Genomic DNA, 19,331 nt, shown 5'->3' with positions numbered 1-19,331 from the left:
AAACAAAAAACCCAAAGAAACCCAAAAACAGGGCCCAAACAACTGGCTCAAAAGCTCACAAACACACTGTTGAGTTCTCAAACAACACGCTGAGTGCGCGCCGAACTCGTCACATATCGTGAGTCGTTCGGTGGGCTTTCCCCTCGGCGCACACCACTACTCCGATATTCGACATCGGGAGTGATGACAACCTCGGGGCGGACGCTCTACTCTACCCGGTCCGTTTCGCAGTGTCAACCTGCTCGTCCCGGGCGCTTCGGCTGTCCGGCTATCAACCTTACCAGCCTCTGCCCGGCTCCCGCCACCGGGCTCTTGCCCGGTCTTGCGAGCCGCTTGATCGCGTCTGGTGAGTAGATTACACACCCCGCAACCCCCGTTTGAAGGGGGGGTACCTTTTGGCGAAACCGCAGGTCAGAGCCATGATCGCGGCTCGGTCCCCGGCTTAGGGCCGCGATCGGCGGGCGACGGCGGGACCTGTCCTGCTGATCACACTCGCCGTCCGGCGCGGCGGCTTGCCCCGGCGAGCGCTTCGACGCCCTTCGCAACAGGTACCGGAGCCAATCGGAGCCCCCGCCCCGCCGAACGGCCCGGGCTACAGCATCGGCAGCAGCGTCCGCAGTTCGTACGGCGTCACCTCGCGGCGGTAGTTGTCCCACTCTTGCCGCTTGTTCCGCAGGAAGAAGTCGTAGACGTGCTCGCCCAGGACCTCCGGCAGCAGCTCCGAGCGATCCATCTCGGCCAGCGCCTCGCCCAGGTTCTGCGGCAGTTGCTCGTACCCGGCCGCCCGCCGCTCTGCCTCGGTCAGCTGCCAGATGTCGTCCTCCGCGGGCGGCGGCAGCTCGTAGCCCTTCTCGATGCCGCGCAGGCCGGCGGCGATGATCACCGAGTACGCCAGGTACGGGTTGCAAGCCGAGTCCAGCGTGCGTACCTCGACGCGCCGCGACGACGCCTTGCCCGGCGAGTACATCGGCACGCGCACCAAGGCCGAGCGGTTCGCCCGCCCCCAGGACACCGTGGTGGGTGCTTCCCCGCCCGCGGTCAAGCGCTTGTAGGAGTTGACCCACTGGTTGGTCACCGCCGAGATCTCCCTGGCGTGGGTGAGCAACCCGGCCACGAACTTCTTGCCGATGTCGGACAGCTCGTCCGGGTCCTCCGGGTCGAAGAACGCGTTCCGGTCGCCCTCGAACAGGCTGATGTGCGTGTGCATGCCCGAACCCGGCTGGTCGGTGAACGGCTTCGGCATGAAGGTCGCCCGCACCCCCTGGCGCAGCGCGACCTCCTTGATGACGTAGCGGAACGTCATCACGTTGTCGGCCATCGTCAGCGCATCGGCGTAGCGCAGGTCGATCTCCTGCTGCCCGGGTGCGACCTCGTGGTGGCTGAACTCCACCGAGATGCCCATGGCCTCCAGCGTCTCGATCGCGTGCCGCCGGAAGTGGGTGGCCGTGGCGTGCGACGCCTGGTCGAAGTAGCCGCCGTTGTCCGCGGGCCGGGGCGGGGTGCCGTCCTCCGGCAGGTCCTCCAGCAGGAAGAACTCGATCTCGGGGTGGACGTAGCAGGTGAAGCCCGCTTCGCTCGCCTTGGCCAGCTGCCTGCGCAGCACGTGCCGCGGATCGGCCCACGACGGTGACCCGTCCGGCATCGCGATGTCGCAGAACATGCGCGCGGAGTACGCACCGCCCTCCGGCGTCTCCCACGGCAGCACCACGAACGTGGACGGATCCGGCTTGGCCACCATGTCCGACTCGTACACCCGGGCGAAACCCTCGATGGCGGACCCGTCGAAGCCGATGCCTTCGCTGAACGCGCCCTCCAGCTCGGCCGGGGCCACCGCGACGGACTTGAGGAAACCGAGCACGTCGGTGAACCACAACCGAACGAACCGAATGTCGCGCTCTTCGAGCGTACGCAGCACGAACTCTTGCTGGCGATCCATGGCGCGAGCGTAGCCCGGCTTCGCGCGCCGCGACAGCACACGTGCTCCGGCGTGCCCAGTGTTTACCCGTCGTTATCCGTTCTTGCAGCGCAGGCCCTGCGGCGGGAGCTCGCCTTCGATGAGGTACGCCACACCGGCGTCGTCCACGCACCGCACCCCTTGCCCGAACACCGTGTGCTGCCTGCCCTCGAACGTCAGCAGCCTGCCGCCGAGCGCCTTGGCCAGTTGCACCCCGGCCTGGTACGGCGTCGCCGGATCCCCGGTCGTCGAGATGACCAGGACCGGCGGCAAGCCCTCCACGTCCGGCAGGTGGGGCTTGGCCGTGGGTTCGACCGGCCAGAACGCGCACACGTCCCGGTAAGTCACGGAAGGCCGGCCCGGGTCGAGGAACGGCGCGACCTTGAGGTATCGCCGTTCGGCCTCGGCCCGCTTCGCCCTGTCGGTCTCCCTGCGGTCGTCGACACAACGCACCGCCACCAGCACGTCCTGCGTGTTGGCGTACGTCCCGTCGTCCTCGCGGTCCAAGTACTCGTCGGCGAGCGCGATCAGTTGCTCACCCCGGTTGCGCTTCAGCTCGTTGAGCGCGGCGTTGAGGTCTTCCCACCTCGACTCGGTGTAGAGCGCGTAGATGGTGCCCGTGGTCGCGTCCTCGAAGGAGAGCTTCCGGCCGTCCGCCAGGTCGATCTTGTGATCGATCAGCGGGCGCACCAGCTTCTGGTAGGCGCGCACCGCGTGGGGTGCCGACCGCCCGAGCGCACAGTCCGGCCGCTCGACACACCACCGGGCGAACTCGGTGAACGCTCTGCCGAAGCCGGCGCCCTGCTTGACCAGCGAATCCACCACGTCCTGCGTGGGATCCAGCGCGCCATCCAACACCATCGCCCGGACCTTGTCCGGGAACTGCTCGGCGTAGGTGTAGCCGATCCGGGTGCCGTACGAGTAGCCCAGGTACGTCAGCTTCGCGTCGCCCAGAGCCGAGCGCATGACGTCCATGTCCCGCGCGACGTCCTTGCTGCCCAGCGTCTGCAGGAATTGCTTCCCGTACTTCGTGCGCTGCGCGCACTTGCGCGCGAAAGCCCGTGCTTGCCGCTCGGCCGCTGCAGCCGCCGCCTTGGTCCCGGCGACCTCGACGTCGTCCGCTCGGTCGGCGTCCCGCTCGGCGGGGGTGTAGCACTTCACCTGCGGACGGCTGGCTCCGACGCCGCGGGGATCGAACCCGACGATGTCGAACCGGGCGGCGAGTTCCTTCATGGCGGGAGACAGGGTCAGCGCGGCGGCCGCCTCCACCCCGGAGGCGCCGGGGCCGCCCGGGTTGACGAGCAACGAACCGATGCGCTTGCCCGGACCCCGTGCGGGTTGGCGCAGCAGAGCGACGTCGACCGTGGGCCCGTCGGGCTCGTCGTAGTCCAGCGGAACCTTCAGCCGCGTGCACTGCAGCCCGTTGGCCACGCGCAGCACCCGTTCGCCGAGGTCCGTCGAGGCGTAACCGTCACACGGTCCCCACCGGACCTGCTGCCCGTAGAAGCCGCGCAGCTCGGCCGGTCCGTCCGCCAGCGGCTTCGGCGTCACCGGAGCCGGCGTCGGCCGCTGCCCCTGCTCGTCGCCGGTACAGGCCGCCAGGCTCGGCACGGACACCAGCGCAGCGATCAAGACGATCGCGCGAATTCGTGGTCGCACGGGTAGATCGTGCCACCAAACGGTCCGCGAACCCCGCACGGTGGGGAACCCGGTGGAAGAATGCGTCGTTGGAGCTCGCAGGGCGGCAACCCCGTCGCGGGTCTCCGCTGAGACGTCGGACAGCGAACGAAGTACGGAGAGGTCGATGGCGCTCGCGCGAACACCGGTGACGAAGCGGATCGGGCAGGTGTTGCGCCGGTTGATCGAGCGGCCGGCCAGCGTCTCGCTGGCCAAGTACGAGAAGCTGCTGCCGCAGATCGAGCAGCGCGAGGACGAGGTGCGCGCGCTGAGCGACGACGAGCTGACCGCCAGGGCGGGCAAGCTGCGTGACGGGGAGCCCTCCGATTCGTTCAGCAACGAGCAGCTGATCGAGATCTGCGCACTCGGCAGGGAGGCGGGCAGGCGCGCGCTCGGCGAACGCGCTTTCGACGTGCAGTTGCTCGGGGTCATGGGCCTGCTGACCGGCCACGTGGTGGAGATGGCCACCGGTGAGGGCAAGACGCTGGTGGGCGCCTTGGCCGCCAGCGGCTATGCGCTGCGGGGCAAGCGGGTACACGTCATTTCCGTCAACGACTACTTGGCCCGTCGTGACGCCGAATGGATGCGGCCGGTGTTCGAGCTGCTCGGCGTGACGGTCGGCTGGGTGGAACCGTCGCGCACTCACGAAGAGCGGCGCAATGCCTACCACTGCGACGTCACCTACGGCGCGGTCTCCGAGATCGGGTTCGACGTGCTGCGCGACCGCTTGGTGACCGACGTCGAGCAGCGGGTGATGGCCAAAGCGGACGTGGCCATCGTCGACGAGGCGGACTCGGTGCTGGTGGACGAGGCACGCGTGCCGCTGGTGATGGCCGGCTCGGTGGACGCCAACGACGCCGACGAGGAAGTGGCCAAGATCGTCCGCCGTCTCCGGCCCGGCCTGCACTACGAGACCGACCCGGACGGCCGCAACGCATGGCTCACCCCGGCCGGTGCGTCCGTGGTGGAGAAGGCGCTCGGCGGCATCAACCTCTACGACGAGGAAGGTTCCGAGCGGCTGGCCGCGGTGAACGTGGCGCTGCACGCGCACGCGCTGCTGACCAGGGACGTCGACTACATCGTCCGGGACGGCAAGGTGCAGCTGATCAACGCGTCCCGCGGGCGGGTCGCCGAGCTGCAGCGCTGGCCGGACGGATTGCAGGCCGCGGTCGAGGTGAAGGAGCAGCTGCCGCCGTCCGACCGCGGGGAGGTGCTGGATTCCATCACCGTGCAGGCGCTGGTCGGCAGCTATCCCACGGTGGCCGGCATGACGGGGACCGCGGTGGCGGTCGCCGAGACGTTGCGCGAGTTCTACCGGCTGGAGGTCGCGGTCATCCCGCCGAACGCCCCGGTCGTCCGGGTCGACGAGGACGACCGGATCTTCGATTCCCCGTCGAGCAAGCTGCGCGCGATCGTCGCCGAGATCAAGCGGGTGCACGCCGAGGGCAGGCCCATCCTGGTCGGTACGCAGGACGTGGCCGAGTCCGAGGAGCTGGCGGAGAAGCTGCGCAAGGCGGGGCTGGAGTGCACCGTGCTCAACGCGCGCAACGACGCCGAGGAAGCCGAGATCATCGCCGAGGCAGGCAAGAAGGGCGCGATCACCGTCTCGACCCAGATGGCCGGCCGGGGCACCGACATCAAGCTGGGCGGCAGCAACGGCACGCCGGAGGAGCGCGCGGAAGTGGTCGAGCTCGGCGGGCTGTACGTCATCGGTACCGCGCGGTATCCGTCCTCCCGGCTGGACGACCAGCTGCGCGGGCGGGCCGGGCGGCAGGGCGACCCGGGCGGTTCGATCTTCTTCGCCAGCCTCAACGACGACCTGGTCGTCTCCGGCGCCCCGGACGTGCCGGACGGCCTGGTGCCGGACGACGACGGCGAGATCAGCCACCCGGCAGCCAAGCGCCACATCGATCACGCGCAGCGGGTGATGGAGGGCGCCAACCTGGAGATCCACCGCAACACCTGGCGCTACACCCGGCTCATCGAACGGCAACGCAGCGACCTGCTGGAGTTCCGCGAGAAGGTGCTCACCACCGACGTCGCCGCGGAGTACCTGCAGTCGGAGGAGTCCGAGGCAAGCAAGCACTACGACGACGTCGTCGAGAAGCTGGGCGAGGACAAGGCCCGGCGCATGGCGCGCGAGGTGCTGCTGTTCCACCTCGACCAGCTGTGGTCGGACCACCTGGCGTTCCTGGCCGACGTGCGTGAGTCGATCCACCTGCGCGCGCTGGGCAAGGAGACGCCGATCGACGAGTTCCACCGGGCCGCCATCCCCGAGTACCACAAGATCATCCCGACCGCGAAGGAACGCCTGGCGGAGACGTTCCGGGACGCCGAGGTGGTGGACGGCGAGCTGGACGTCGCCGCCGTCGGCGTCCGCCGCCCGACGTCGACGTGGACGTACCTGGTGCACGACAACCCGTTCGACTCCGACGCCGAGCAGGCGTTGAAGAAGGTGCGCGGACTGCTTCGCAAGAAGCGTTGGTGAGCCGAGCCGGCGTGCGACACCACGCCGTCCGGTGCACCCGCTGGTGAGGCACAGCACGAAACAGGTATCTGCACGTCGCACCCCAGGTGCGAAAGAATGGCGACGTGCCTGCACTGCGGATCGCTCTTGCTCAGCTCAATCCCACCGTCGGCGACCTGGCCGGCAACGCCGATCTGATCGTCGACGCCACCCGGGAAGCGGCGGCCGCGGGCGCGCATGTCGTCGTCTGCTCGGAGATGGTGCTGACCGGCTACCCGGTGGAAGATCTCGCACTCCGGCAGACGTTCACCTCAGCTTCCCGCGACGCGCTGCCCGACCTGGCTGCTCGGCTCGCCGCGGAGGGCTGCGGCGACGTCCTCACCGTCGTCGGATATCTGGACGACGAGGGCGGGCCACGCAACGCGGTAGCGGCGCTGTGGCGTGGTGAGGTGGTCGCCAGGCAGTTCAAGCACCACCTGCCGAACTACGGTGTCTTCGACGAACACCGCTGGTTCAAGCCGGGCGACGAGCTGACCGTCCTGCGGTTCCACGGTGTCGACATCGGCATGGTGATCTGCGAAGACCTGTGGCAGGACGGCGGCCCGATCGCCGCGCTCGGCGCTGCCGGGGTGGACCTGGTCGTCGCGCCCAACGCCTCGCCCTACGAGCGGAAGAAGGACGACGTGCGGCTGGAGCTGGCCGCGCGGCGGGCGGCGGAGGCGGGCGCGCCCCTGGTCTACTGCAACCAGGTGGGCGGTCAGGACGATCTGGTGTTCGACGGCGGCTCGTTCGTCGTGGACCCGTCCGGCGACGTGGTGGCCAGTGCCGAGCAGTTCGTCAGCAAGGTCGTGGTGGCCGACCTCGACCTCCCCACCGGATCCGGGCACCGCAGCGGAACGTTCGCCGGGCTGCGGGTGGAACGCAAGGTGCTGGTGCCCGATCCGCTCCCGCCGTACCGGAAGCTGGCCAATCCGCAGGCACCGCCGCTGTCGGACGAGGCCGAGGTGTGGTCGGCGCTGGTCCTCGGCCTGCGCGACTACGTGCGCAAGAACGGCTTCTCCTCGGTCATCTTCGGATTCTCCGGCGGCATCGACTCCGCCGTGTGCGCCGCACTGGCCGTCGACGCGCTGGGGCCGGACAACGTGCACGGTGTGGCCATGCCGTCGAAGTACTCGTCGGCGCACTCCCTGGCCGACGCCGAGGAGCTGGCCAAGCGGCTGGGCTGCGGGTTCCGGGTCCAGCCGATCAACGACATGGTGGCCACCTACGTGGAGACCCTCGGCCTGCACGGGCTGGCCGAGGAGAACGTGCAGGCCCGGGTCCGCGGCGTGCTGTTGATGGCGCTGTCGAACGCCGAAGGCCACCTCGTGCTGGCCACCGGCAACAAGACGGAGATCGCCGTCGGCTACTCGACCATGTACGGCGACGCGGTCGGCGCTTTCGCGCCGATCAAGGACGTTTTCAAGACGCACGTCTGGCAGCTGGCCCGCTGGCGCAACGCCGAAGCGGAACGGCGCGGCGAGACACCGCCGATCCCGGAGAACTCCATCACCAAACCGCCGTCGGCCGAGTTGCGGCCCGGTCAGCTGGACACCGATTCGCTCCCCGACTACCCGCTGCTGGACGACATCCTGGACGACTACGTGGAAGGCGACCGCGGCTACGCCGACTTGGTCGCGGCGGGGTTCGACCCCGCCGTCATCGACCGCGTGGTGCGCATGGTCGACATCGCCGAGTACAAGCGCCGCCAGTACCCGCCCGGCACCAAGATCACCTTCAAGGCGTTCGGCCGGGACCGCAGGCTGCCGATCACCAACCGCTGGCGCGAGCACCACTAGCCGGGCTCGGACCGGCGGCGAGCATCACGAGCCCGGATGCACGCCACAGCGGGCACCGCGTCACCGGCGCGAGTTCCCGCCGCGGCGGATTCACGCCGGAGCCGGCACCAGCAGCCGCCGGGCGATTGGAGCACGCGCCCGGGCCGCGCCACCAGCCGCAGCGGCCCGGGCGGCGGGTCTGTCAGTGGAACTCGTGCTCGGGACCGGGGAAGTTCCCGCTCCGCACGTCCTCGGCGAATGCCTTCGCCGCTTCGGTCAGCACGCCCGCCACGTCGGCGTACCTCTTGACGAACCGTGGCACCCTGCCGCGCCGGAGACCGGCCATGTCCTGCCACACCAGCACCTGCGCGTCGCAGTGCGCACCCGCGCCGATGCCGATGGTGGGGATCGTCAGCTCGTGGGTGATCTTCTTGGCCACCTCGGCGGTGACCATCTCCATCACCACGGCGAACGCGCCTGCTTCCTCCAGCGCCTTGGCGTCGGCGAGCAGCTCCTCACCGGCCTTGTCCCGGCCCTGCACCCGGTAACCGCCCAGCGCGTGTTCCGACTGCGGCGTGAAACCGATGTGCGCCATGACCGGGATGCCTGCCGTGACCAGCGCCTTCACCTGTGGGGCGATCGCCCGGCCACCCTCCAGCTTCACCGCGTGCGCCAGGCCTTCCTTCATGAAGCGCACGCCGGTGGCCACGGCCTGCTGCGGGCTCTGCTCGTAGGAGCCGAACGGGAAGTCGGCCACCACCAGCGCGCGCTTGACGGCTCCGCTGACCGCGCGTACCAGCGGGATCAGCTCGTCCACCGTGACCGGGAGCGAAGTGGCGTGCCCGTAGACGTTGTTGGCTGCCGAGTCGCCGACCAGGAGTACCGGAATGCCGGCCTCGTCGAAGATCTGGGCGGTGTACATGTCGTACGCGGTCAGCATCGGCCACGGTTCACCGCGCTCCTTGAACTCGCGCAGGTGGTGGATGCGGATCCGTTTCGGCAGCGTGCTGGTGCCGGTGGACGAAGATCCGGTGCCGTACGGCGCGGGCTCCTCGGCCCGGTTCGGCACCGCGGCAGTTGTCGAGGTGTTCGCGGGCATGACATCCGTCCTTCCTCGAGGCCCTTGTCGGGTCCCCGGGTCGTGACCGAAATGCGCCGACGCCGCTTCACCGCCTGGCCGCCACCGGAGTGGTCGGCCGGCGTCCGCCGCGTCGTCGCGGGGTTGTTGCCCGTTCAGCCTGGCACCGCTGCGGCCCCCGCGCACCCACCATGGGACCAGAGTCACATCCGGAATCGATCACCCGCGCAGCGCGCGGTTCAGCGCGTCGTGCGCTTCCAGCAGCGACGGCCCGTACCAGGTGAGGTGACGGCCACTGACCAGCGCGTACGGCACACCGGGGAAGGCATCGGGTCCGTCCTCGTGGGTGAACTTCCACGGTTCGTCCGGCAGCACCAGCAGGCTCGCCTCGCCCGCCTGGAACCGCCCGCGCAGCTCCTCCAGCTTCGGTCGGGGGTAACGCTCGCGGTGGTCCGCGTAGGCGTGTGCGAAGCCGAGCCTGCGCAGCACGTCACCGCCGAAGGTGTCCCGGCCGAGCACCACCCACGGTTTCCGCCACACCGGCACGATCACCGTCCGCTCCACCGGCGGCACCTCGGCCCACAGCTCCTCGGCCTGTACCAGCCAGTCGGGCTCGGCCAGCCCGAACGCCTGGGTGAGCAACCTGCGCAGCGATCCGAGTGCCGCGGGCACCGTCGCCGGTGCCTCCATCACCCACACCGGGATGCCGTCCGCCCGCAAGCGGCCGACGTCCTCCGGCCGGTTCTCCTCCGAGTTGGCCAGCACCAGGTCGGGCCGGATCGCGCGGACGCGCTCGACGTCGGGGTACTTCGAGCCGCCCACCCGCTCCACCGGCAGATCGGCGGGGTGCGTGCAGTAGTCCGTCACCCCGACCAGCAGTCCCGGCCTGCTGGCTTCCAGCGCCTCGGTCAGGCACGGCACCAGGGAGACCACCCGCTCCGGCGTCTTGCGCAACCGGACTTCCTCACCCAGATCGTCGATCATCGGCGTCAAGCCCTTTCGAAACTCACCGTGCGCCGGTCGACGTCGACATCGACCAACCGGACAGCCACGCGCTGCCCTTCCGTCATCCCGGTCGCCGGGCACTTCGCCAGCACCGGCGGATCGTCCAGCAGGATCTCCGCCTTGCCTTTGCGCGGCTCGTGGTCGCCGCCCAGTTCCGCACCCCGGGCCTTGTCGTCGTCCGACCCGTGGTTGCCGTCGACCCGCAGCACCACCGCCTCGAACGTCTCCCCCACGCGCGGCGCGAGCAGCCAGACCTCGGCCAGGTCGATGCAGGCTCGTTCCACCCGCCCGGCCAGCGTGTCCGAGGCCGACATCACCTCGGGCAGCCTGGGCAGCGCGGCCTTGACCCACTCCGGCACCTCCCGCCCGGCGTTCACCGCCAGGCAGATCTCCGTGCCGTATCGGTCGACCAGGCGCCGGATCGGGGCTGTGACGTGCGCGTACGGCCCGCCGATGCCGGCGTGGCCGTCTTCGGCAGGGGGCGTGCCGTCGAACGCGGTGTAGTCGGCACCGCGCAGCAGCCGGGTGGTGTCGGAGAACAGGGCGAGCGATTCCGGCCGGTCCGGGTCCAGGCTGGCCAGCATCTTCGCCGTGTCCGCGCCGTCCGGCCACGGAATTCCCAGCGCCTGGGCGGAACGCTGCAACCAGCGCTCCGCCTCCGGCTCGGCGTCCGGCAGAGTGCGCAAAATGCCGACCCCGGCCTCGAGCATGATCTGCGCCGCGCACATGCCGGTCATCAGCGAGATCTCCGCGTTCCACGCGTCGACGTCCCCGCGTGGGCGCAGCGTGATCGACCAGCTGCCGTTGCCGTCCGGGACGACCTCTTGCTCCGGCAGCTGCAGCTCGATCGCTCCGCGCTGCACGGCCAGTTCGCGGCGCAGCGGCCCGAGCTCGGCGAGCGCGCGCACAGGTTCAGGAGCCGAGTCGGTGGCGAAGGCGCGTTCCACCGTTTCGTAGTCGTACTGCGCGGTGGACCGGACCAGAGCGCGGCGTACGTCGACGTCGACCGGCTGACCGTGGGCGTCGGTGTCGATCGTCCACAGCACGGCCCGCCGGACTTCGCCGGGCAACAGGCTGGCCGCCGACTCGGACAACGATGGCGGGTGCAGGGGCACCGAACCGTCCGGCAGGTAGACCGTCTGCCCGCGGGTGCCTGCCTCCTGGTCGAGCGCGCCTTCCGGCCGGACGAACGCCGCCAGGTCGGCGATCGCGTAGTGCACGCGGAATCCGCTCCGCCGCCGCTGCACGGCGAGCGCTTGATCGAGGTCCTTGGCGCCGGGCGGGTCGATGGTCACCAGCGGCAGATCCGTGGCGTCGGCGAGCGGCTCCGGCCCGGGCCGGTGGGCGGCTCGGGCGGCCTCCTCGGCCTCGGTCAGCGCCGCGGCGGAGAACCGTGCGGGCAGGTCGAACTCCTCGCGGATGACCGAGAAGTCCGTACCAGCCACTAGTCGCCGTCCCACTCCCGATCGGCCCGGTCGGCTTCCTCGGTGCGCCTGCGGGCGATCTCCAGCGCCCGGCGCGCCGTCTCCTCGTCCGGGTACGGCCCGAGCAGGTCGATCGACCGGGACCGCTTGAGGTGCTCGACCTGACCGGTGCGGGTGTTGTAGTACCAGCCGCGGTCGGGATCAGGGTCGTCGTTGGTCATGGCGCGCTCCTCGTCCGGGCCCTTTGCCGACCACCTTAGCCATCGTCGCGGCATGACGCTGGTCCTCGCGGCGACGATCACCGGTCCGGCCGGTACGGCCGCTCGGTCGGCTCACCGGTCGGTCCGAACTCGAACGGTATGCCTCCGGGTGGAGTCTGGGGTGCGGGCACCACCAGCCCGTTCACGCCGCCGGGCGGAGTGTTCGGCGCAAAGCCACCCGGCGGGGTGTGCGGAGCGAATCCGCCCGGTGGGGTGTTAGGGGCTGCGACACCCGGTGGGGCCGCCGGGACGCCGCCGGGTGGCGTCCCCGGACCGCCGGGCACCCCGTTCGGCCCGGTGGACGCGGCGCTGTCCTCCGCAGGCCGTCCGGACCGCGCCGATGCCCCCGACGGCGGATTGCCGCGCGACGGGGCCGCCTGATCGTGCTGGGCGGGGCCCCGCTTCGGCTGGTCCTGACCGGCGGGCGCGAACGACAGCGGTGGTTCGTGGTGGGCCTTGTTCGGGACCGGCTCCCACACCGGCTCGGGGCCGACGTTCATCGCGGCAGGCCCGGCCTCGGCGGCCGGGTGCGCGCGGCGCGACTGGATCGGGTCCAGACAGGTGACCAGCACCCAGGTCTGTTCCGGGTTCTCCACCTTGCGACCGTTGCGCTCCCGGTAGACCAGGTCGCCGTTGCTGTCCATCTCCACCAGGTATCCGGCCTCGGCGAGCTGTTCCTCGTCCAGGTTGACCAGCAGCTCCTCCCGGGACGGCAACACCCGGTAGCGGGGCCAGTCGAGGTGCTGGTGCATGTGCTGGAACTGCGCCAGCACGGCGGCGGCCTGGTGCTGCCAGGGCAGCGGCATCTGCTCGGCCAGGGCACGCGGAAGGACGATGTAGTCCTCGGTCACGCCGGGCCCGCCCAAGCTGAGCTGATCGGCCAGCGGGGTGCTCGACGCGGGCGGGCCGGACGGCCGCGGCAGCGGGGCAATGGCGTACGAGCTGCGCGGATCGAACGGCTGCGACTGTGGCTTGCCGCGGCGGGCCTTGCCGCGCTTGCCGAAGAGTTTCGCCATGGTCAGCCGCCTCGTCGTCGTGTCGGTGCGCTTTGCTCTTGCTGTCGTTATACCCCGGGCCGCACCGCGACAGGCAGCAACTCGGGCTCGTTGAAGTCGATTTTCCTGGTGTGCACCGGGACACCGCTCTGCTGTGCCTCGACGATCCGCCCGTTGCCCAGGTACATCGCCACGTGGTGAATGGTGGCGGGGTTCGACTTGTCGTAGGCCCAGAACACCAGGTCGCCCGGTTTGGCTCGCTCGATCGGGAGCATCGCGCCCGCCTTGTACTGATCACGGGACACACGCGGCAGGGTGATGCCGGCCGCCTCGTAGGCGCGCAGCATCAGCCCGGAGCAGTCGTAGGCGTTCGGTCCGGTGGCACCCCACACGTACGGCTTGCCGCGCTGGGAGAGCGCGAACTCGATCGCCTTGGCCGCCCTCGGGTTGGGCGGCAGCAGGTTGCCGGTGCCGCGGCCGCACCCGCTGGCGTCAGAGACCTTGCCGAGGTTTTCCACCAGGTAGACGGCCATCGCCTCCCACCGGTGGTAGCGATCCGGGAAGGCCGACCGTTCGACCGCCTGGGCGGCGTCGCCGGGGCGCATGCTCTCCCAGTTCGGCACGCCCTGGAGCACGTTGTAGAACTTGTTGATCGCGTACTCGGGGTCGGTGACCTGCGCGGGCGTGCCCCAGCCCATCGACGGCCGCATCTGGAAGATGCCGAGCGAGTCCCGGTCGCCGTAGTTCAGGTTGCGCAGGCCCGACTCGGTCATCCCGGCCTGGATGGCGATCTGCCATGCGCGCGGGCTGAGATCGCGCTCCTTGCCGATGGCGATGATCTGCTGCACCGTGCGCAGCTGCTCGTCGTCCAGCTTGCTCGCGGCCGCCGCCCCGGCCTGCCGGTCGCCGGGATTGGTCGGGCCGATCATCGCGTCGCAGCTGGCCGGAGCAATGCCCTGGGCGGCGGCCCGCTCGCTCTGCGACACCACGTCGACGACCATCACCACGCTGGTGATCAGTGCGAACAAGACGGCGAGGCAGCCACCCATCAGGACGCCGGCGCGCACGTCTCATTCCCCCTCGGTGTACTCGTTGACGCGCCAGCCGTCCGGCCTCTTGATCACCGTGATCAGCAGCGTCGGGCCGTCGGTGGGCACGCGAACCTGAACCGAGCTGCGGGTGCTGTGCACCGGGCGCACCGTGCCGGTGACCTTGGTCGCGGGGATGTTGCGCAGGTCGACGGTGCGCAGTTGCGGCAGGTACTCCTCGGTGGTGAGCGGTCGCAGCCGCGCCAGCCACTTCGCCTTGGTGGTACCGCGGGGGTGTTCGACCCATGCCTCTGCCCACTTGCGGGCCGCCAGCAACGCCTCCGAGGCGGGCGGCGCCGACTTCGGGGTCAACGGCGACGCCGTGAGCCTGGTCTCGGTCACCTTGGGGGTCGTGGTCGTGGTGGTCTGTTCGACCGTTCCCGCGGTGTTCCTGGGCTCCTGCTGGCCGGCCTTGCCCGGCAGCACCTTGGGCAGCAGAAAGCCTGCCGACGCGATCAACGCCACCAGCACGACCACCGTGGCGATCAGGTGCTTCGGCGACCGCAGCGGTGCGCCCCAGATGCGCCGGTAGACCGCGGCCCGGCCCCTGTTGGTGCGGATCGGCATCTCCTCACCTCACCACCGCATCCGTGTCACGAACGGCCTGCCGGACCTCCAGGCCGCGGGAAGGCCGGTACAGCACGTAGACGGGTTTGCCGTTGACCAGTTCGGGATCCACCCGGCGCGGTTCCGGCCGATCCGGCGGGCTCATCGCCGCGGCGGCGCTCACGTACGGCTGCGCCTGCCTGCGCGGCGGCTCCACCTGGGGGGCCTGCGCCTCCGGCTGGTAGCCGTTCGCCGAGGACGCCCCGAGGATCCGCGAAGGCACGACCACTTGCTCCGCGTCGAGATAGCCCCGGCTGACCGGCTGGCTCGGGATCCGGGGCTCCCACGCCGTGGTCACGTCCGGCCGCCGCGGCGCCTGCGGCAAGGCGGCGCGGACCTGCTGGGCGCTGCCCCCGGTGGGCGGCCCGGTGAAGGCCATCCTGGCGGCGTCCGGGGTTCCCGCAGCGGGCAGGGCCTTCCGGCCGTCCAGGCGCTGCGCCGTCGCGGTGATCATCTGGCCACCGCCTTCCGGCCGCAGTCGGCGCCCGGACGCGGTCGCGGTGCCCAGCGCTCCCGGCGCCTCGACCGAGGTGTCGTCCATCGCACGCACGTTCTGCCAGAACTCGTCCTGTGGCGACGGCCCGTCCGGCTTGCGACGGAACCGCGACAGGAGGCCGGGCGATGCGGGCAGCGCGGAGCCCACGGCCCGCGTGGTGACGTCCACCATCTGCCACAGGCGGCGCACCGGGCGGCCGACGACGAACATCAGGATGGTGACGATGCCCGCGATGGCCACCTGGGTCAGCATCGACAGCGTTCCCGAGGCCGCGAAGATGGCGTTGAGCAGCAGCGCGTGGATACCGGCCAGCACGGACAGCACGACGAGGTTGAACGCGACCGTGCCGACCACCTTGCCGACTTTGCGCAACGTGTCGTGGTGCAGGATGGCGATCAGGCCGAGCAGCGGCGCGGTCAGCGTGAGCAACCGGATCAGCACCTGCGCCAGCAGCACCGCGGCCTTCGCCAGCAGCTGGAACAGCGAGTACGCCATGCTCTGCAGCAGCGCGATGAAGCCCGCCCCGGTTCGCGAGCCGTCCTCGCCGGTGAAGTAGCCCGCCGCCGGTCCCAGGTCGTTGGCCACCCGCTTGAACTCGGCGTTCTTCTGCCGGATGACCGCCTCGTCGCCGTCGTCGCCACGCGCCATCTCACGCCAGGTGAACGCCTGGGCGTCCAGCAGGGCCCTGCCGTGCTTGCGCGCTTCCCGGGAATCCACCTTGCCGAACTCGCCACGCAGCCAGTTCTTGTAGACGATCTCCCGGTGCAGGTTGGTCGGCAGCACGTGCCGCACCACACGCTCCTCGGACTCGTCGACGAAGCCGGCCTGGATGCCGGTGGTGGTGCGCACGATGGCCCGGTCCACGTCGTCGATGTACGACAACAGTGCGAACGACGACGACGCCAGCCACACTGCCCCGATGGCGAACAGCGCCTTCTTGCTCACCGTGGCCAGATCGCCGTTCCAGATGTGCCGGAACAGCCAGATCGCCAGCAGCAGCGCGGCCAGCCCGAAGAACTGGACGTAGATGTTGTTGTAGACCGCCTCGGTGCCCTTTTCGATCGCCTTGTAGATGGGATCGAACAGGCCACCTTCCATCACCGTGTAGTGCAGGCCGTTCGTCGCGCCGACGATGACCTTGGCGACGTTGAACAGCTGATTGCCCGCCCAGGTGTCCAGCGTGGTGTTGGCGTCGGTGACGCCGGACAGCGGCCCGCAATCGGTCTGGTAGACGTGCCACACCATGCCGGCGTAGCCGTAATCGCGGTAGGCGCTGCCCTTCTCCCCTCGCGCTTCGGCCGAGTCCAAGGCGCCGACCATGCCGGTGCCGGGACGCTCCGGGTTGGGCGGCTCACCACACTGCTGCGCCATCGCCGGCGTCGCGCCCAGCACGACGTTGAACGCCAGGATGGCGATCACCACCACCAGCGCACGCGAGCGGGGTGTGCCGGTCCTGGCGGCGCGGCGCGCCGCCCGGACTGCGGCAACGGCGGCGACCAGCGCCACCGTGACCAGCAGCCCGGTCATGCGGCATCCCTGCCGGGCCCGCCGGACTCGGTCCGGCCGACCTTCGCGTGAGCCTGCTCCGGACGTGCTTCGCCTTGGCCTGCGCGGACCGCACCGTTCTCCGCCACGGCCTCGACCTGGATGGCGTCCTCGGACAGACCCAGCTCGCGCTCCGCCGCGCGCTCGAAGTCCTCGTCCGCCACCGGCGGCGCAGGCTGCTGCGCCGCCGCCTGCGTGCCCTGCTCGGCGGGCGGCTGGTCCTCGCGCACGGGCGCAGCCGCCCTGGGCATGGCACCCGGGGTGGTGTCGAGCGCCGCGCGCAGGTGATCAAGATGCGGACCGGAGAAGTCGACCCGGATGCGCTCGATGCCACCCGCGCCGTCGTTGAAGATGAACTGCCGCGGCTCCCGGTCGCGTTCGGTGGACCGGGCAGCGCCCGGCCTGCGGCCGAGTGCCGCGATCACTTGCTCGTACCCGACGCCCACCGGCACCTTGAGCAGGCGCAACGCGTCCGCCTGGACTTCCTCGTCGTCCAGCCTGCCGACGAACACCGAGTCGAGGAGCGAGACGAAGCCCTGGATGCGCAGGAAGTCCGCTGGCACCTGTGAGCTGAGCAGCACTCGCACATTCCACTTACGGGAGTCACGGGCGAAACGGTTCATCAGGACCCGTCCGGTCGGCACCTCGGACAGGAAGAACGCCTCGTCGATCCAGACGCCCTTGCGCTCCTCCTTCGGCCGCTCGTACACCGACCGCTGGGTGAGCCAGGCCGCCAGATTGAGCATCTCCACACCGAGGGCTTCGGCGTCGGTCCAGTGCTCCCGGCCGACGCCGTCCTTCGGCAGCGTCAGCCCGGCCATGGTCAGCACCGTCAGCCGGTCGTCCCGCGCACCGGAGTACGGGTCGTCGTCGTCCGACTCCGGGATCAGCAACGTCATGCGCTCACGCAGCTCGTCGAGGAAGTCGGCGACCACCACCGCGTGGTCGTGGTGCTCGCTGGCGTCCCGGCGCAGCGCGTCGATGACCTGACCGGGGTTGGCGTCGTACCGGCCGCCAACCGCGCGGACCGCCCGCAGCAGCACGATGCGCGTTTGCGGCAACCTGGCCACTTCGTACGGCAGCACACCGGTCAGCACGTCCAGCACCAGGCGCCTGCGGGTGGCGCCCGCCAGCGCGCACTCACGGCGCCAGGCGCGCTCCGGATCCTCCTCGTCCATGAAGTGTTCCAGCTGCGGCTCGGCCACCACCCGGTACGGGTTGAGGATGCCCGGCTGGGCGTTGAGCAGGTTGATGGGCCGGGCGAACGGCCGCAGCTCCGGCAGGTCGCACAGCGCCGACAACGGACCGGACGGGTCCAGGATCGTCCAGTGCGCCCCGGACCGCAGCGTCTTGTACACGATGCCGCCGCCGAGGAACGACTTCCCGCCACCCAGGCCGGCCACCATCGCGGTCAACCCGGACCCGTCCCTGACCTCCTGGGCCATCCACGGGTCCCACGCCACCGGGCGGCGAGTGGCCGTGCACGTCTCGCCGAGCAGGATGCCGCGCCGGTCACCGACCTCGGCGGTCGCCGTGGGCACCGCGGCGGCGGCCCACACCACCGAGCCGCGCCGCTTGTACGCACTGGACGCGATCGGCTCGCCGGGGATGAACTCCCTGGCCAGCGCGTACTGCGCCTCGGGGTGCTCGATCGCGATCTTCGGCTTGTACAGCTCGAGCAGCTGCTGCGCGTACCGCAGCGCCTCCCGCTCGGTCTGCCCGGAGACCGCCAGCCGCCACCACGAGTACACCCTGGTGGCCAGCGCGGTGAAGCCGGAGGTCATCTCGTCGTCGATCTCCAGCACCCGGGACGCCTGGCGGGCCAGCGACTGCGGCGGCTCCAGCTCGTGCTCCTCGGTGTAGTGCTTGACCTGGGAGCGCACCTTGTTCATCTGCCTGCCGAGCTCGCCTGCGACCTCCTCCGGCCTGCGCACGTAGATCCGGGCGGACCACTCGACCGGGACCGGAAGCCGGTCGGCGTGCTGCACCCAGGGGTCGTCCACCTCCGGGATCTGCAGGCCGTGCATCTGCCCGACGGTCAGCACCACGACATGGCTGCTCACCCCGGCGTTGGACCCGGTGCGGCCGCGCACCGTCAGCGTCGGCGCATACGGCTCGGCGTAGAAGTCCGCCGCATCGGTGAACGAGGCGAGGTCCTCCGGCTCCCACGAGGTGCCCGGGACGGCGGGCATGCTGCGCGGCGCGGGCAAGCCCAGCGCACACGACCGGTGCATCAGCCAGGACATCTCCGCCGCGGTGGCCGGCCGACCTTCCAGCCCTGGGCCGCCGATGATCTGGTCCAGGTGCTCGATCTCGGAATCGAGCGCGATCAGCTCGGCGTCGACCGCCTCCGGCAGGATCTTGCGCAGCAGCGGCGCGGTGCGCTCCACCACCCGGTCCACGGTGCTGCGGGTCTGCACCTGGACGCCGAGGTAGACCTCCTTCTCGGCCATCGAGCGACCGAGCACCTGCTGCTGCTCGCCGATCAGGTAGTCGTCGAACGACAGCGCGCCCGGCACGTCCGGCAGCCGGTTGATCGCGTTGTGCACGTGCGCCTCGGCCCACATGCGGATCGGGTACGGGCGCGTGGTGACGCGCAGGTGCAGCCAGCGTCCCTGCAGTTCGGCGTACTGGCCGGCGATGGCCGCGATCAGGTCCCGGCGCTGCGCGTCCGACCGGAAGGACCACCGCTGCGGGGCGAGCCGGTACCAGGCATAGATCTCTGTCGACGTGCGCACCAGATGCCCGTCGATACTGCGGGCTGCGATCGACGGGGTGTAGGCGGGAATCTGCGCCTCACCCGGAAGCCGGCTGCTCTTGCGCCGCGCGGTATGTCTGCGCCCGGACTTGCCGCCCGAGCGCTGCCGTGGCGCCGGCTGCCCGGGGTCACCCCCTTGCCTCTTGCCGCGGCCGAACACG

Annotated in this window: 13 protein-coding genes; 2 read left to right on the top strand and 11 right to left on the bottom strand. The window is 70.4% G+C overall.

Annotation, left to right across the window (positions count from 1 at the left end):
- Window positions 1-592 precede the first annotated feature (592 nt).
- A complete protein-coding gene (locus CXP56_RS18825) occupies window positions 593-1,936 on the bottom strand; it encodes a glutamine synthetase family protein (RefSeq protein ID WP_028848972.1) in 1,344 nt (447 codons plus the stop codon).
- Between the two features lie 72 nt (window positions 1,937-2,008).
- Window positions 2,009-3,613 carry an alpha/beta hydrolase gene (locus tag CXP56_RS18820; RefSeq protein ID WP_245566738.1) on the bottom strand — a complete coding sequence of 535 codons (1,605 nt, stop codon included), beginning with the start codon at window positions 3,611-3,613 and terminating at the stop codon, window positions 2,009-2,011.
- Between the two features lie 145 nt (window positions 3,614-3,758).
- Between CXP56_RS18820 and secA2 the strand changes: the two genes are divergently transcribed.
- Window positions 3,759-6,119, top strand: coding sequence for an accessory Sec system translocase SecA2 (secA2, locus tag CXP56_RS18815; protein ID WP_286902202.1), 2,361 nt, complete (start codon window positions 3,759-3,761; stop codon window positions 6,117-6,119).
- Window positions 6,120-6,223: 104 nt separating this feature from the next.
- Window positions 6,224-7,936: an NAD+ synthase gene (locus tag CXP56_RS18810; RefSeq protein WP_028848969.1), complete on the top strand. Its 1,713-nt coding sequence runs from the start codon at window positions 6,224-6,226 to the stop codon at window positions 7,934-7,936.
- A gap of 181 nt (window positions 7,937-8,117) precedes the next feature.
- On the opposite strand, the gene panB is transcribed toward CXP56_RS18810, so the two are convergent.
- From panB to CXP56_RS18765, 9 genes are all read right to left on the bottom strand, one after another.
- On the bottom strand, window positions 8,118-9,014 hold the full coding sequence (gene panB / locus CXP56_RS18805; RefSeq protein ID WP_051310432.1) for a 3-methyl-2-oxobutanoate hydroxymethyltransferase: 897 nt from the start codon (window positions 9,012-9,014) through the stop codon (window positions 8,118-8,120).
- A gap of 198 nt (window positions 9,015-9,212) precedes the next feature.
- On the bottom strand, window positions 9,213-9,977 hold the full coding sequence (locus tag CXP56_RS18800; protein WP_286902200.1) for a helical backbone metal receptor: 765 nt from the start codon (window positions 9,975-9,977) through the stop codon (window positions 9,213-9,215).
- 5 nt (window positions 9,978-9,982) lie between these two features.
- On the bottom strand, window positions 9,983-11,443 hold the full coding sequence (locus CXP56_RS18795) for an RNB domain-containing ribonuclease (RefSeq protein ID WP_286902199.1): 1,461 nt from the start codon (window positions 11,441-11,443) through the stop codon (window positions 9,983-9,985).
- Complete coding sequence (locus CXP56_RS18790) at window positions 11,443-11,643, bottom strand: hypothetical protein (protein ID WP_028848965.1); 201 nt, start codon at window positions 11,641-11,643, stop codon at window positions 11,443-11,445. The genes CXP56_RS18795 and CXP56_RS18790 overlap by 1 nt, the downstream gene beginning before the upstream one ends.
- Window positions 11,644-11,720: 77 nt before the next feature.
- Entirely contained in the window at window positions 11,721-12,698 is a 978-nt protein-coding gene (locus CXP56_RS18785) for a hypothetical protein (RefSeq protein WP_286902195.1), read from the bottom strand.
- 47 nt (window positions 12,699-12,745) lie between these two features.
- Window positions 12,746-13,744 (bottom strand): C40 family peptidase, encoded by a 999-nt coding sequence (locus CXP56_RS18780; RefSeq protein WP_028848963.1) that lies wholly within the window; start codon window positions 13,742-13,744, stop codon window positions 12,746-12,748.
- 3 nt (window positions 13,745-13,747) lie between these two features.
- On the bottom strand, window positions 13,748-14,332 hold the full coding sequence (locus CXP56_RS18775) for a hypothetical protein (protein WP_028848962.1): 585 nt from the start codon (window positions 14,330-14,332) through the stop codon (window positions 13,748-13,750).
- Between the two features lie 4 nt (window positions 14,333-14,336).
- Complete coding sequence (locus CXP56_RS18770) at window positions 14,337-16,394, bottom strand: magnesium transporter (RefSeq protein ID WP_286902193.1); 2,058 nt, start codon at window positions 16,392-16,394, stop codon at window positions 14,337-14,339.
- Complete coding sequence (locus CXP56_RS18765) at window positions 16,391-19,330, bottom strand: ATP-binding protein (protein ID WP_028848960.1); 2,940 nt, start codon at window positions 19,328-19,330, stop codon at window positions 16,391-16,393. Before CXP56_RS18765 ends, CXP56_RS18770 begins: the two co-directional genes overlap by 4 nt.
- Window position 19,331 lies beyond the last annotated feature (1 nt).

Source organism: Thermocrispum sp., from assembly GCF_002919275.1.
Classification (GTDB): Bacteria; Actinomycetota; Actinomycetes; order Mycobacteriales; family Pseudonocardiaceae; genus Thermocrispum; species Thermocrispum agreste.
The sequence above is the reverse complement of the archived record's forward strand: the minus strand, read 5'-3'. Positions and strand labels throughout refer to the sequence as shown.